The following is a 14833-nucleotide window of genomic DNA, read 5'->3' as shown; positions in this document are numbered from 1 at the left end:
AGCTGGGTTCAGAACGTCGTGAGACAGTTCGGTCCCTATCTGTCGTGGGCGCAGGAAATTTGAGAGGAGCTGTCCTTAGTACGAGAGGACCGGGATGGACGCACCTCTGGTGTACCAGTTGTTCCGCCAGGAGCATAGCTGGGTAGCTACGTGCGGACGGGATAAGCGCTGAAAGCATCTAAGCGTGAAGCCCCCCTCAAGATGAGATTTCCCAATTAGTAAGACCCCTTGAAGACGACGAGGTAGATAGGTTGGAGGTGGAAGTGCAGCAATGCATGGAGCTGACCAATACTAATCGGTCGAGGGCTTATCCTAATATTCTGGAGTTTAGGCTTTAGGAGCAAATGCAAGTTTCGAACTGCAAATTCATTCGTATCTAGTTTTCAGGGAATCAAATTAACTTTATGAAGTTCTAGTAACGGATTAAAGAAGACTTGATTTACAGCATATGGCTATGCTGAACCTGGATAATGCATTTTTTTCACAAATGCACGTTTGGTGGCGATAGCGGAGGGGTTCCACACGTACCCATCCCGAACACGACCGTTAAGCCCTCCAGCGCCGATGGTACTTGGACCGCAGGGTCCTGGGAGAGTAGGACGTCGCCAAGCGAAATACCACTAATCATGTGGTTTTTTTTTGCCTAGAATATATAGGTGTATAGATTAGGGCCCTTAGCTCAGTTGGTTAGAGCGTTCCTCTGATAAGGGAGAGGTCGGTGGTTCGAGTCCACCAGGGCCCACCATGTATTTTTTCATATCCCAATATGGGGCCTTAGCTCAGCTGGGAGAGCGCCTGCCTTGCACGCAGGAGGTCAGCGGTTCGATCCCGCTAGGCTCCACCATATTCCCTGATAGCTCAGTTGGTAGAGCACTCGACTGTTAATCGAGTTGTCACAGGTTCGAGCCCTGTTCGGGGAGCCATTAAGGCCCGTTGGTCAAGCGGTTAAGACACCTCCCTTTCACGGAGGTAACAGGGGTTCGATTCCCCTACGGGTCACCATTTTAATAGATTTGTTATGATAGATTCGGAGGCTTAGCTCAGCTGGGAGAGCATCTGCCTTACAAGCAGAGGGTCGGGGGTTCGATCCCCTCAGCCTCCACCATATTTATCTTAAACAAGCTAGAATAGATTTGCCGTTGTAGCTCAACTGGTAGAGCAACTGACTTGTAATCAGTAGGTTGGGGGTTCAAGTCCTCTCGACGGCACCATTTTTACTAAAAAGTGTGGAACCGTGGTGTAGTTGGCCTAACATGCCTGCCTGTCACGCAGGAGATCGCGGGTTCGAATCCCGTCGGTTCCGCCATTTTTATTATTAATACTATATTTGGCTCGGTAGCTCAGTCGGTAGAGCAAAGGACTGAAAATCCTTGTGTCGGCGGTTCGATTCCGTTCCGAGCCACCATTGATTTTTTTTTAAGTTTTGTGGGTGCGCCGTTGTAGCTCAACTGGTAGAGCAACTGACTTGTAATCAGTAGGTTGGGGGTTCAAGTCCTCTCGGCGGCACCATATTACATTAGAAAGATCCCAAGGGATGTTAGTGAGTAGTTAAATCTATTTCTCTAACTATTTGTGGGTCATTAGCTCAGTTGGTAGAGCACCTGACTCTTAATCAGGGTGTCGAAGGTTCAAGCCCTTCATGACCCATTGTATTGTTCGTATTGCGGACGTGTCTCAGCGGTAGAGCCTTGCCAAGGCGAGGGTCGCGGGTTGGATTCTCGTCGTCCGCTCCATTTTCTTTTGATTTAGCGCCCATAGCTCAGCTGGATAGAGCGTTTGACTTCGAATCAAAAGGCCGGGAGTTCGAATCTCTCTGGGCGCACCATTCTCATTTCGGGACGTAGCTCAGCTTGGTAGAGCACCTGGTTTGGGTCCAGGGGGTCGCATGTTCAAATCGTGTCGTCCCGATTTTTCTTTTATGCGGGTGTAGTTCAATGGTAGAACTTCAGCCTTCCAAGCTGATAGCGTGGGTTCGATTCCCATCACCCGCTTCATAGCTTTAAACGTGAAAAACCCTGTATAAGGGTTTTTTATTTGCAATAGAATGATAAATTCATACTTGAATCCTTTAAGGAAATCGTTGCTTTGGAGTCTGTTAGGTTTAAGAAATAGTTACTTTGATAGGTGAATTTGATATCACAAGTAACAATAAGTTGCGTACCTGCGGATTCAGTTCATTTATTGGCAAGCAGTAAGAGTAAAGACTAGTCAATTTAAAAGAACTTTTTGAGTAGAATAAGGATAAAATAAATAACATAAATAATAAAAGTCATAGAGAAGATAGCAATCAATTTATCTTGATCGTCGACTTTTGATTACTGCTTCCATATAAAATAAATATAAATACAGCACCGGAACCGATCACACTATATACCGCAGTCCATAAATGTTTAAATAATGCATCACTTAACCTAGCTCCTTTAGGATTTACTCTTAATTTTCTTGAAAAATAGTTGTACGCAAGGAAATGATATCATAGAAATGCTCCAATAATGTAATCAAAGTTAGAGGAATATATTTAATTATAATTCTGTTCTATGTATTCGTTATCACGTAGAAGAGCCTTCTTTTGTAGTTTTAGTTATCTGACTATCAAAACGACAAAAGTAAGAGCTCCCTCTTTAATGTAACGACAATTTAACATTCTTAAAGATTAACCCCTATCCCTAAACGATCTGCTTCACGCAAGTAGTAAGCCGCGATAGCGACATCAAAGGCGGCAAGTCCCATGGGATTGAAGAAGATAGATTCGGTAACGTCATAATCGGCCATTCGATTGGCTATAACCATATCGCTTAGTGTGAAAGTTGCTTCTCGTGTCAGTCCGTGGTCTAAATGTAGCTGTTCAATATCTGTATTCTCACGACACACCTCATCCCAATCATCTACAAGGATGGCTCCAATATCTCTGACACTGCTAGCCATGTAATCTCGCAATGACACGTTGAGGAGGAGCATGCCCGTTGGAGGTAGTTCATCAATATATCGCTTGTTAGACACCGTACAGGTCGCAAATATATCGGAATTGCGGTAAGCTTCACGCCAATCATTCGTTATCTCAGTTTTTGGACGTAGCAGGGGATCAATAGTGTTAGGTTTAATTCCTTTGATGTCGAAAAGCATAATCTGGCTAAGTTTATCACCAAGCACGCTTGCGCTCATCGAGGCATGAAGATGTCCAATAGGTCCCCATCCCACAATGCCTAATCGAATGTATTCTAGCTTGCGAACTGCGGCATAATGTTGAAGAACGAGACCACTAACAGCAGCTGTCCGTAGACCACTGAGCAGACTACTTTCGATGATGGCTAGAGGTTTTCCATTGCTTGGGTCATTTAGGATCATGGTACTATGCGCGCGAGGAAGTCCTTTTCGCCAATTGTAGGGATAACTTGCAATCCATTTGATTCCGCACATCTCAATTTCTCCACCAACGAAGGCAGGCATGGCAATGATCCGCTGGGATGGGTCTCCAAAACGTAAATAAGGCTTAATGGGCTGAGAATAGTCACCCTTAGCTAATGTAAGTACAGTGGTCTCGATCATGCCGATAAGTTTTGTCCAATCTATACCGATGGCGTTAATATGATCATCATTTAAATATTTCATAGCTGAGCTTCCAGAGAATCCATAGGGTATTTATTCAATTTGTATTCGATCCAAGCAGGATTATAAATCGTGTCTAAGTATCGTTCACCTCGATCAGGCAAAATAGCGACACAGGTAGAGCCCCCAGGAATGGAGGGTGCCATTCTTTGAATAGCGGCAATAATGCCACCGGATGAAGCACCTGCCATGATGGATTCGTAATGAACAAGATCATGACATCCTTTAACACATGCTGTATCGGAAATATGAATGACCCTATCTGCAATATCTGGATGATAAAGTGCAGGAACTACACCTGCGCCGAGTCCTGGGAAATGGCGTGGACCCTTTTCACCTCCGAAAATAATGCTACCCTGAGCGTCCACGGCTACAATTGTCGTTGAAAGATTATTTTTGCGTGTATATTCCATGCAACCCCGAATGGTTCCACAAGAGCTAACGCCACAGAATAGATAATCTACTTTCCCTAGCGAGTCCATAATTTCAGGCATCGTTGTAAGTTCATGTGCGCGGTAGTTGTCTGGATTGCCATACTGATTCGTCCAATAACTGTTAGGAATATCCTGGAGCAGTTCATTTACCCGACGTATACGAGCAGGGAGGAATTCACCCGACTCTATATCCTTATGAGTCACAAGGTCAATTTCCCCATGGAAGCTGCGGATAATGGCTTTGTGCTGTTCTGTTGTACGAGGATCAACAACACAGATGAATCGTAGACCCAAATAACGACATATGTGAGCAAGGCTTATACCTAGATTGCCTGAGCTAGATTCAATAACAACTGAATTTTCGTGAAGGTCACCCCGCTTGATCGCTTCACGAATCATATTCAACGCGGATCGGTCTTTGGAGCTTCCACCTGGATTCATCATTTCAAGCTTACCGAACACATCGAAAGATGCCTGCTCGAACAATCGGCGCAGTGGGATCAATGGTGTGCGTCCGATGGTAAGGAATATACCCTCATCAATGTTCATTAGAACACCTCTTTACTGTTATAGATTCTTTTTAATTTAATAGTATTTCTATGTTGTGAGTCATCGTAAATAGCATGAGTAACTTGAATGTCTTCTAATAATCCATTCTGAATCATAATGCCGATCTCAGGGATACAATGTGCTATATCATACTGAATCGCTTGTAGTACAAGAGAGTCTACAGGTTCTGATCTAGTGATGATTTGTATGGTCAAAAGGTTATTCGACGTCAGGACTTTAATGTTCACGTCTTGAACATGAGAGTACACGACACTTTCTATATCATAAATACTGATTTTCTCCCCATGTTTAAGTTCACTTCCTATGCGTCTAACCATGCTCCGAAAGCTTTGTCTCCATTGCCCATCCACGATCATAGTGCGGAAATCACGTACAACATCATATGTGACGAACCGAATGGCTGGAAATGTTTCGCGGACCGTAGAAGTAAGGACAAGGACCCGCTCATCATCTGCTAATTCAAATTCATGAATACCTAATTCATCTGGTGTGAGACCTTCAGCTATAATTCCATCAACAACGATGTATCGATCAACGCCATGCTGATATCGTGCTATTGTTCCGATTTCAATAGAACCGTAGGTATCCGTGATATCCTCTTTTTCTAAATCTAGTTGCTCTGCTACACGTTGTTGCCAGCTTAGAGATGCTACCTCACCTACAAGAATGACCTTACGAATGCCATAGGTAGATGGATCATCGGAGGCTAGTAGAATACGGTCAAGTATAGAAGGCATGGTGTATAACACGTCAGGTCTAAATGAGGCAAGCCGCTCTAAATGCTGTTCAATCGGTAGTTGAAATGATACAGTCTCAACTTCAAGCCCTAATCGACGGAATATAACTTCTGCAGTAGCTGCCGCGTGCCCTGTTCCCATATCGACTAATGCTCGTGTGGCTGGATACGCATTTAAAATACCACTGAGAACGTCTGTTTTGATTCGGATATAGTTGTCTTCATCTTGATTAGAATAATAGATATTTTTTCTAAAATTACGGCTTGTTCCAGATGTCTGATAACAGTGTAAGTCATGACGTTGTTCAAAAGGATGCTCAGGAATATAGTAATGATCCTCCAATATAGTAGATGTCAGAAGAGGAAGATCTTCGAGTCGTTCAACTGCGGTTGTATGTTCATCATGAGTTGTCGTTAGCAGACGTTCGTACCACCGGAAATGTTCGCCTGTTCGCTGAATCAGTTGTGCCAAGTCATCGCTAATACGCATATTGATCCTCCGTAAGTCTTGATGCTGTACCCTATGTACATTTATCCATGTAGGTTCATCTATAGGCAAAAAAATAGCCATCCATATTCACCTAAATGGGCTGTGATCCATAAAGTTAATAGGTAGTACTCGAATGTTTAGGAGAAGGGGAATCTATATATGAACCAAAGCATGATGAAATATGTATCAAGTAAGCTTGTTAAGACGAAAGTCTTATTACAAGATCCTGCATTAATCCCTTATATACCTCATACGGCAGGCTTAACCCACAGTAGACTATTGCTTATGTTGAATCGATACAAGATGGTATATATTAAGCCTGTGTGTGGTTCACTTGGAATTGGGGTAATAAGAGTTGAGCAGAATGGGGCGTTATATCAATATCGAGATGGGACTCGCACATACACATTTAGAACATTTCGGCAGATGTACGTGTCCATTCAGCGTCGAATTGGGAGTACACCCTATTTAGTACAGAAAGGGATTGTTATGTTGCAGCATAGACATCGTCCGTTTGATTTCCGAGTTATGGTACAGCGTAACGAAAAAGGCATTTGGGAGTGTACAGGTGTTGCCGCAAGGCTTGCACATCCCAAGAAGGCGGTTACGAATGGAAGCCAAGGTGGCACTATATATGCAGCCGAAGAGATATTAAGTAAAGTAGCGGACATTACAAAGGCGGAGAAACTGGTTAAAGAGATGAAGACAATTGGACTAAATACTGCTAAACAATTCGGTGCTTCATACCCAAACATGAACGAGTTAGGACTGGACATTGCGGTGGATCGTAATCTTCGGTTATGGATTCTTGAAGTGAATACAAGACCAGACCCTTGTCCATTCACGAAGTTGTCTGATGCTACAATGATTGAGACCATTGTGAAATACGCTAAATCTTATGGTAGGGTATATGAACTGAAATGCAATAAAGCGCAGAAATCTGTACCTACTTCAAACGTATAACTTTATTTCGACATGAAATAGTTGTTTTCACCATAAATTATTGCCCGGAAAATATAAAGTGAATGAAAGGGCGATCAAATTAGTGCGAAATAAGGAATGTTATAGATAATTTACGTATAGGAATCAATCAATGCTTACGAGTTGTTATTTGTAAGCTTTGATTACTATTGATTTGAAACCTTAGTTCACTTCAAACGTAGTATTCTAGAAAAATATGTAAGGGGGAAGATGCATGAAATGTCCAATCTGTGATGGAGTTAGAATGAGAGAAGTTGATAAGAATGGGGTTCATATAGATGTTTGTCCAGAATGTAAAGGGGTATGGTTAGATCGCGGGGAGTTAGATAAATTAATGTCGGGCATACGAGAAGTGCGACAAGAGTATAATGAGTGGCACAATGATGATAGTAAAAGAAGAGATGATAGGTACGAAGATGATAATAGAAGAAATCATGATAGGGATTCATCAGAATATAACAAGAATAAACATAAAAAGAAGAATCCAGTTCTTGATATGTTAAGTGATTTATTTTAAAATAAAATTCATGGTATAGGCCTCCAATCTTTAGAGTTGGAGGTTTTGTTATAGCTAACTAGATTGTAGATTGACCTAAAGACAACCCCTCATTTATGATTCTCTTTTTAAAATGATTGAACTTGTGAGCGTAAATTTTAGTTCAATCGATATTGATATGACAAAAGTGAGCTATTTTAAGGATTTTAAAGGACATGGAAACATTCAACCCCACACAAGAGCAGCGGATCGTGGTATAATAGACTTATCAGTCAATTGGATCATCGACTGAGTCATAAGAAAGGTTGATGATATTGATATGCAAGAATTTGAAGATTGGAATCAAAAAGTAAAAAAAACTTTCAATGCTACTAGTAATGAAGCCGTGTTAACCATTACCGAAGCTGGAAATTGGTTAGGTCTTACGAAGGATCAGATGAAAGTATATGTAGAGAAGAATAAATTGAATAAAATTCCAATTATGAGAAGTACGCATAGATATCTTTTGCTGAAAAGCGAAATTGAACAAATTATGAAAAAAGCTTAATGATCCATTCCATAAATTAGTGATCGTATAAGGCACCATATGAGGTGTCTTTTTATTTTGCATACATTTTCAGTGATTTAAAAATAAAGAATAAAAATTGGAAACTTTTGGCCCGGTCGTTACGTCAAAGATAGTGGAAAGAAAATTTTGAGATGAACGTGAGATTAGGGAGGCTTAATTGAATGAAGAAGATCGTGTCAATCATTGTGGCCAGTATCCTCGTGGGTTCTGGATTGCTTCAAAGTCAAGTGCAGGCTGCTGCGCCTATTGGTATTTATATTAATGGCGTAAAGTTATCAACGGATCAGGCGCCAATTGTAGTCTCGAGTCGAGCTCTGTTACCTCTGCGTGCTATCTTTGAAGCATTAGATGCGAGGGTAGATTGGAATGCAAATACGAAGGTCGTAACAGCAAATAAAGATGGCAACACAATCGTTTTGAAGTTGGGTGCAAAAACGGCAACGATCAATAATTCAACAGTAGCTTTAGATGTACCTGTCCAGAGTATAAATGGTAGAACGATGATTCCAGTTCGTTTTGTCAGCGAGGCATTGGGAGAACAGGTTGATTGGAATTCTTCCACTCAAAGAGTGACCATTACTACTTCTACAGAAGTAAACCCAGTATCCTATGTAAATGTAAGAGTTAATGGTCAATTGGGAAATGGAAGCGACTTGGATGTAAGCTTTCCTAAGGCAGCGAAAGAGAATGGTGTGGGCGAGTACCGCATTTATGTTGTGAAGTCTGCGAATGCCTCGAGTTTCAATGTGACAACAGCTTTATCGAACTATAACTATACATCTGTTCCAGTTCACGGAAGGGATGTATCTCTAACGTTGTCCAATCAGGCTAAGGATACAAATGGAGAATTAGTTAAGGCGAATCAATCGTATAATGTATATGTACTTACTGTAGGGAAGGATTCAACTTCAAGTATTCTCTCTAATGCTTCTCAAACCGTGACTTTATCTGTGGGTTCCCCAGTGGCATCTGTAACGAGCGTTACACCTACTGATGTAAGTGACTATGGTGATGGACGTGATTTGAAAGTTACTTTTACAAAGCCACAAACAGATAGTAATATCGCTAATTATAGGGTTATGGTCGTGAAGACTACGAATGCTAGCAAATTCGACGTAAATACCGCAAATGGCGTTTCTAGCAGTAACTACACGACAGTTAACAAATCAGGTACAACATTAACAACTACATTAACTTCATCTTCTAGAGATACCGCGGGAGAACTGATTAGGAACGGCGTATCTTATACGGTGTTTGTTCTATCCGTAAGTAATAATAGCAATACGTATTCAAATAAATTATCGTCTGGGTCTTCTTCTATCATTTTGAATAACAATCCTGTGGTTGCTCCTGTGATTACAAGAGTAGATGATGTGAGCGATTATGGCGATGGACGTGACTTGTCGGTGAGCTTTAATAAAGTGTCAGATGAGTCCAAAATAGGCTCTTATCGTATTTTTGTAGTAAAAGAAAACAATGCGTATAACTTTGATCAAACTAAGGCGAATGGCGTATCTAGCAATAACTATACGAATGTAAATAAGACGGGATACAATATCAACCAAGTCCTTTCTTCCAGTGCAAGAGACGTAGATGGTTCAACGATTAGGAATGGTGTAAGCTATCGGGTATTTGTAATGTCTGTAGGAACGGGAAGTTATTCAGGAAACAATGTCTTATCAGCTTACTCATCTGCCATTGTGTTATCAGCCAATTCTAATGTTAGTGCTGTAACTAATCTTAATGTATCTGACGTAAGTGACTATAATGATGGTCGAGACTTACGTGTTTCTTTCAACAAACCATACGATGAATCCAATATTGGCCATTATCGTGTCATGGTTGTGAAATCCGGAAATGCGAATAGCTTTAGTCTTTCTTCAGCTAACGCAGTATCTAGCTCCAACTATACGTATATAAGTAAGACGGGATACAATATCAGCCAATCACTTGGAACGACTGCAAAAGATGTAGATGGTGCATCGATTAAGAATGGTGTGAGCTATCGGGTATTTGTCCTATCTGTGGGAACGGGAAGTAATTCAGGATACAATACATTGTCAGATTACTCATCTTCGATTACGTTATCAGGCAATAATTATGTTAGTGCTGTAACGAATCTTGGTGTTAAGGATGTAAGTGATTTTAATAATGGTAGTGATTTGCAGGTTTCGTTCAATCGCATAAATGATGAAAATACGATTAGTCAATACCGTATTATGGTTGTGAAGTCTGCAGATGCAGGATACTTCAACCTAGCATCAGCCAATAGAGTATCTAGCTCCAACTATACGAATGTAAGTAAGACGGGGTATGATATTAGACAAATACTTGCCTCGAATGCAAAAGATGTAGATGGTGACGCGATTAAGAATAGTGTGAACTATCGGGTATTTGTTCTATCTGTAGGAACGGGGAATAATGCTGGTAGTAATGTATTATCAGATTACTCATCTACGATCACATTATCAAGTAATTACAATGTTAGTGCTGTAACGAATCTTGGTGTAAGTGATGTGAGTGATAATAATAATGGTAGTGATTTGCAGGTTTCATTTAATCGAATAGATGATGAATCTACGATTAGTGAATATCGTGTAATGATTGTCAAAACAAAAAATGCATCTAATTTCACTCCTGCAATGGCAAATCAATTGCCTAACTCGAATTATACGCCCGTAAGAAAAACTGGGGGTAACATTAGTCAGATACTCGGAACGGAAGCAAGAGATGTAGACGGAGCAAAGATTAAAAACGGTGAAAGCTACCGAGCTTATGTATTATCTGTGGGAACGGGAAGTTATATCGGTAATAATGCCTTATCTTCAGGATCAACTGATATTACGCTTTCAAGTGTTGTAGTGGTGGATGGAGTGACGAACTTGTCCGCTACATCGGTTAACAAAACCGGCAATGCAAGTGACGTCCAAGTTAGATTTACAGCATCAGCTAATGAGAATGCGGTTCAAGAGTATAGAATTATGGTCGTGAAATCGAGTGAAATTGGTTCTTTTGATTTAAATAAGGCTAATAACGTCGGTTCTGGAAATTATATAGTTGTACCTACTAAACAAGGTGCGAATATTTCGCAGTTCTTACCAGCTACAGCGAAAGACACTAGCGGAGGGGTTATTACCACAGAAAATGGATACAATGTTGTTGTTCTTACTGTGGCTAATGGAATTGTAAGTACAGTTAATGCTCTGAGTGTTGCAGGTGGTATAGTACAGCTCTCTACACCAGTAACACCGCCAGTAACACCGCCAGTAACACCACCAGTAACACCACCATCATCATCACCAGAAACACCAGCACCGCTGGTGAAATCAGAACAATCAGTATGACTAGAAATCGTTTAGGATTTGGAAAGAGTTTTTGAAGCTTAAATGGTACTAGAATAAAGTGAAACCAAGCCATGGGGATTAATTCCCATGGCTTGGTTTTTGTTGATTGTTCCTAGAATGATTCAGTTCTTAAATAATGGAACGCCGAGTCGAGATCGGAATCTCGACAATAAAGACAGTGCCTGTACCGTGTTGGCTTTCAATATGGATGCTTCCGCCATGAGCTTCCACAATGGATTTAGTAATGGATAACCCAAGACCAGCCCCTCCATATTTACGGGTTCGGGATGAATCGCTACGATAGAACCGTTCGAATACATGAAGAAGATGCTCTTCATGGATACCTACACCATTATCTCGTATGGCCAGTTCAGCACGATTTCCAGTTGTATGAAGGGTGATTGTGATTACCCCGTCCTTAGGGTCCGTATGCTGGACGGCGTTTTGGAATAAATTCAAGATCACTTGCTTCATTTTATCTGGATCGTAGGTTCCTTTAATAGCATAATTTAGATCCAGATTAATGGTACGCTCTCCTGCAAGAATGACGAGTTGAGGTCTCATTTCACGGATTAGTTCACCTAAATTGACCTCCGTTAATTGAAGTTGAGGGGAACGATCCATCTTGGCTAGTAGCAATAGATCCTCTACTAATTTATTCACTCGTTTAGATTCTCCATACATGCTCTTCAAGGCACTTGTGAGCTGTTCCGGATTAGCGGCGGCCCCACGAAGAAGTACTTCTAGAAAACCATGTATAGAGGTCAGAGGTGTTCTCAGCTCATGAGAAGCGTCAGCAATGAAACGTCGCATTTGTTCTCTTGCTTCCTTTTCAGATTCGAATGAAATTTCAAGTCGTTCGAGCATGCCATTAAATGACACGGACAAGCGGTCAATTTCCTCCTGGCCATGAGACACTGGAAACCGTTCCGCCAAATTACCGACATCTGTTTGTTCAACGGATTTCACCATATTAGATAAAGGAAGCAAAGTGCGAAGAAGTAGGGGTAAATAAAGGGCGGCTCCACCTATTAATGCAATGGCCGATAAACTAAAGAAAATGAGTAACTGCTGCATAACCTGATCTTGTAATGGAGCTGTTTTAGTACCCATTTGAACAATGCTATCCGAGCGATTCGGTGCTTCTAGCGGTCTGAATACAACCAATTGTTCATTACCATTGGTGTCCTGAATAATTTGATAGGATATTTTTTTATGAAGATTAGATTTCTCTAGTATTTGTTTATATTCTTCCGTTGAAAGTGTAGGAGAGACGTTGCCACTACTTTCGTTTATGTCGATAGAGATACCATTAGAATCAATCCAAGCTAATGAAGAGCCTGGTATGAATAGGAAGGCATTACCTCCTGGACGAGTTAAAGGCTTGTTGCGGGATTCGTCAAGGCTCTTCCTCATAAACCAATCTCTTGGCATAGATTGCATTTGTGCTTCCATGGTCTCGGCTTGTTTACGGTAGAGGAAATCTTTCATGACAACGTACTGTAGCAAGCCGACCAAGAGTAGAAGAACTGCCATAATCAATAAGGAGCGGGTTAGGAGCTGAAACCTTAGTGAACGTGGAACGAATAGATGCTTAATTCGAGTAATCCAGTTCTTTGTCATGGCAGATCAATCCGGTATCCCGCACCTCTAAGGGTACGAATAAGCCGGTGTTCCTTATCGTTTAGTTTCTCACGAATGGAGCGAATATAGACTTCAACAATATTCTCTTCTCCTCCAAAATCATAGCTCCACACTTTGTCTAGAATTTTACTCTTACTAAGCACAATGCCATGATTCAGAACCATGAACTTTAGAAGTTCATATTCCGTAGGTGATAGTTCTAGCACTTTCTGTTGATACGATATTTCTTTTCTTAGATCGTCGATCTGGAAAGGGCCATGAACAACTTCCCCAAGTAGACTCGGAAATTGATTGCGCAATCGCGCTTGAATTCGTGCCAAGAGTTCATCGAAGCTGAATGGCTTAACCATGTAATCGTCCGCTCCGAGTGTTAATCCCTTGACCCGATCATCTATTTCGTCTTTAGCCGTTAACATAATAATAGCTACATTAAATCCAAGCTTCTTAATCATTCGGCAGGCTTCAAAGCCATCAACCCCGGGCATCATCACATCAAGAATGACAACATGTGGTTGGAATTCTTGAGCTAAAGTCACGGCGCTCATCCCATCAGGTGCTGTTCTAACTTCAAACCCTTCATTCGTTAATCCAATATCTAAGAACTGTAATATATGAGGTTCATCATCAACCAGCATGATTCGTATTCCCTTAACTGTATTCATCTTGTCACCATCCCTAGGCAATGTCTTTCTCTTCATCACTATGCACCTCTATGCTGAATTTTTACTGAGGGTCTACTGAGTTACAGCTTAATCATAGCATGTCCCACAATATAACCTAAGTGAAGTGAAAGATATGAACTTCAGGAGAAAGAAGTTGAATAGGGTAAACGTGTCATGAAGGAAGTTGCAATTGGACTTTACGTTCAATTTCACTAATTTTTTGTTCCAATAGGTACGTTTTTTGTTTATGTTCAATTACCTTCTGAGCGTGTGTAACTAATGTATCTAATGACCTCGAGGTGGTGGATATATTGCCATTCTTGATGGCTTGTTTGAAGGTTGATGTCTCGGTAGTAAACTTTTTCTGAGTTGTACTGGCTGCATTCTTGGCGACCTTTATCTGCACTTTAAGTGGAGCGATATCATCAAGGGTGGCACGAAGTATTTTCTTTGTTGCAGCGATCTTGCTCTTCGCTGTCGTATATGAGCTCTCTTTATTTCGAATATCTGTACGCGCAAGTTGAACGGCGATCTTCATACTCTCTGACTGCGATAGTAGAAGATTGTAAATTTCTTTATGATTGAGCTTCTTGGCTATCGCCTTCTGTTGATTGAGTGACTCGTACATACTGAACAGCGGTTTGTAACGTTCTCTTGCTTGAGTAAGCTGTGTTTGCAAAGTCGTGAGTTTGCCTGAATCAACAAGTTGTATTTTTTTCTTTACAACGATTAGTGTTTCCTCGTTCGAATAATGGAGGTCTTTGATTTTCTTATCCCAATCTTGATCTTGTTGTTGTAGCTTTAGAATATTGGCATATTGATTATTCATCAAGCTTGCTGAAGCGGAATTGGCTGAAGCAACCATCTTATCAAAAGAAGTTCTCGCTGAGGCGGATAATTCAAAAGATGCAGCTAATACGGAGATGGGAAACAGAGTCACGAGCATAAGGGTGAGCATAAGACTGAGGAATAACGTAGACAATCTCTTCATTATAATCATCATATAACCTCCTAAATAATTGGACACAAAAAAGCACCTGTAAGAAAGGCGTAAAAAGCCTTGTCTTACAGGTGCTTCCTGCATTTAACTCAAGTGAATGACTGTTAATATTTCCATTAATATACATCATGATCTGTAAGGAGTCAACTCTAGCATTCAGCGTATTCTCAGTGGTGTTTTAGTTTCATTTCAGGAACAAAAAGTATAATGATTGAGAACAAGTAGAACAACCGCTGGTGATATCAATGAGATCAAGGTGGATATATTCCTATTTGTGGATATGTAAAATGAATAAATCCCTA

Annotated in this window: 10 protein-coding genes, 13 tRNA genes and 2 rRNA genes; 19 read left to right on the top strand and 6 right to left on the bottom strand. The window is 40.9% G+C overall.

Annotation, left to right across the window (positions count from 1 at the left end):
• From BW961_RS23545 to BW961_RS23475, 15 genes are all read left to right on the top strand, one after another.
• Positions 1–315: ribosomal RNA gene (locus BW961_RS23545) — 23S ribosomal RNA — on the top strand; the annotation flags it as partial.
• Between the two features lie 179 nt (positions 316–494).
• A 5S ribosomal RNA gene (rrf, locus tag BW961_RS23540) occupies positions 495–611 on the top strand.
• A 57-nt stretch (positions 612–668) separates the two neighbouring features.
• Positions 669–745 (top strand) — tRNA-Ile (locus tag BW961_RS23535).
• 23 nt (positions 746–768) lie between these two features.
• Positions 769–844 (top strand) — tRNA-Ala (locus BW961_RS23530).
• 3 nt (positions 845–847) lie between these two features.
• A tRNA-Asn gene (locus BW961_RS23525) sits at positions 848–923 on the top strand.
• Positions 924–927: 4 nt separating this feature from the next.
• Positions 928–1002: transfer RNA gene (locus BW961_RS23520), tRNA-Glu, on the top strand.
• 27 nt (positions 1003–1029) lie between these two features.
• Positions 1030–1105, top strand: a tRNA-Val gene (locus BW961_RS23515).
• Between the two features lie 30 nt (positions 1106–1135).
• A tRNA-Thr gene (locus tag BW961_RS23510) sits at positions 1136–1211 on the top strand.
• 17 nt (positions 1212–1228) lie between these two features.
• Positions 1229–1306, top strand: a tRNA-Asp gene (locus BW961_RS23505).
• A 23-nt stretch (positions 1307–1329) separates the two neighbouring features.
• Positions 1330–1405 (top strand) — tRNA-Phe (locus tag BW961_RS23500).
• Between the two features lie 28 nt (positions 1406–1433).
• A tRNA-Thr gene (locus tag BW961_RS23495) sits at positions 1434–1509 on the top strand.
• Positions 1510–1574: 65 nt separating this feature from the next.
• Positions 1575–1647, top strand: a tRNA-Lys gene (locus tag BW961_RS23490).
• 101 nt (positions 1648–1748) lie between these two features.
• A tRNA-Arg gene (locus BW961_RS23485) sits at positions 1749–1825 on the top strand.
• A 9-nt stretch (positions 1826–1834) separates the two neighbouring features.
• Positions 1835–1908: transfer RNA gene (locus BW961_RS23480), tRNA-Pro, on the top strand.
• Positions 1909–1920: 12 nt separating this feature from the next.
• Positions 1921–1991 (top strand) — tRNA-Gly (locus BW961_RS23475).
• Between the two features lie 655 nt (positions 1992–2646).
• Here BW961_RS23475 and BW961_RS23470 read toward each other — a convergent pair.
• The 3 genes from BW961_RS23470 to BW961_RS23460 are packed head-to-tail and all read right to left on the bottom strand — an operon-like array spanning position 2647 to position 5836.
• Positions 2647–3609 carry a 2,3-diaminopropionate biosynthesis protein SbnB gene (locus tag BW961_RS23470; protein ID WP_068592453.1) on the bottom strand — a complete coding sequence of 321 codons (963 nt, stop codon included), beginning with the start codon at positions 3607–3609 and terminating at the stop codon, positions 2647–2649.
• Entirely contained in the window at positions 3606–4589 is a 984-nt protein-coding gene (gene sbnA, locus BW961_RS23465) for a 2,3-diaminopropionate biosynthesis protein SbnA (RefSeq protein ID WP_068592455.1), read from the bottom strand. Before sbnA ends, BW961_RS23470 begins: the two co-directional genes overlap by 4 nt.
• Positions 4589–5836, bottom strand: a complete 1248-nt coding sequence (locus BW961_RS23460) for a phenylacetate--CoA ligase family protein (protein ID WP_068592457.1) — start codon at positions 5834–5836, stop codon at positions 4589–4591. The genes sbnA and BW961_RS23460 overlap by 1 nt, the downstream gene beginning before the upstream one ends.
• 159 nt (positions 5837–5995) lie before the next feature.
• Here BW961_RS23460 and BW961_RS23455 point away from each other — a divergent pair, with 159 nt between their 5' ends.
• From BW961_RS23455 to BW961_RS23440, 4 genes are all read left to right on the top strand, one after another.
• Positions 5996–6799: a YheC/YheD family protein gene (locus BW961_RS23455; protein WP_068592459.1), complete on the top strand. Its 804-nt coding sequence runs from the start codon at positions 5996–5998 to the stop codon at positions 6797–6799.
• A gap of 232 nt (positions 6800–7031) precedes the next feature.
• Positions 7032–7334 (top strand): TFIIB-type zinc ribbon-containing protein, encoded by a 303-nt coding sequence (locus BW961_RS23450; RefSeq protein ID WP_068592462.1) that lies wholly within the window; start codon positions 7032–7034, stop codon positions 7332–7334.
• A gap of 298 nt (positions 7335–7632) precedes the next feature.
• On the top strand, positions 7633–7860 hold the full coding sequence (locus BW961_RS23445; protein WP_068592464.1) for a hypothetical protein: 228 nt from the start codon (positions 7633–7635) through the stop codon (positions 7858–7860).
• Between the two features lie 182 nt (positions 7861–8042).
• Positions 8043–11225: a copper amine oxidase N-terminal domain-containing protein gene (locus BW961_RS23440; RefSeq protein WP_068592466.1), complete on the top strand. Its 3183-nt coding sequence runs from the start codon at positions 8043–8045 to the stop codon at positions 11223–11225.
• 129 nt (positions 11226–11354) lie between these two features.
• Here BW961_RS23440 and BW961_RS23435 read toward each other — a convergent pair whose 3' ends face one another.
• The 3 genes from BW961_RS23435 to BW961_RS23425 form a co-directional block, all read right to left on the bottom strand.
• Positions 11355–12848, bottom strand: a complete 1494-nt coding sequence (locus BW961_RS23435; RefSeq protein WP_068592468.1) for a sensor histidine kinase — start codon at positions 12846–12848, stop codon at positions 11355–11357.
• Positions 12845–13531, bottom strand: a complete 687-nt coding sequence (locus tag BW961_RS23430) for a response regulator transcription factor (protein ID WP_068592637.1) — start codon at positions 13529–13531, stop codon at positions 12845–12847. The genes BW961_RS23435 and BW961_RS23430 overlap by 4 nt, the downstream gene beginning before the upstream one ends.
• Before the next feature lie 172 nt (positions 13532–13703).
• Positions 13704–14534, bottom strand: a complete 831-nt coding sequence (locus BW961_RS23425; protein ID WP_139331732.1) for a hypothetical protein — start codon at positions 14532–14534, stop codon at positions 13704–13706.
• Positions 14535–14833: the final 299 nt, after the last annotated feature.

The organism is Paenibacillus macquariensis, assembly GCF_900156375.1.
Taxonomy (GTDB): domain Bacteria; phylum Bacillota; class Bacilli; order Paenibacillales; family Paenibacillaceae; genus Paenibacillus_AQ; species Paenibacillus_AQ macquariensis.
This window is presented reverse-complemented; position numbering and strand designations above follow the sequence as displayed.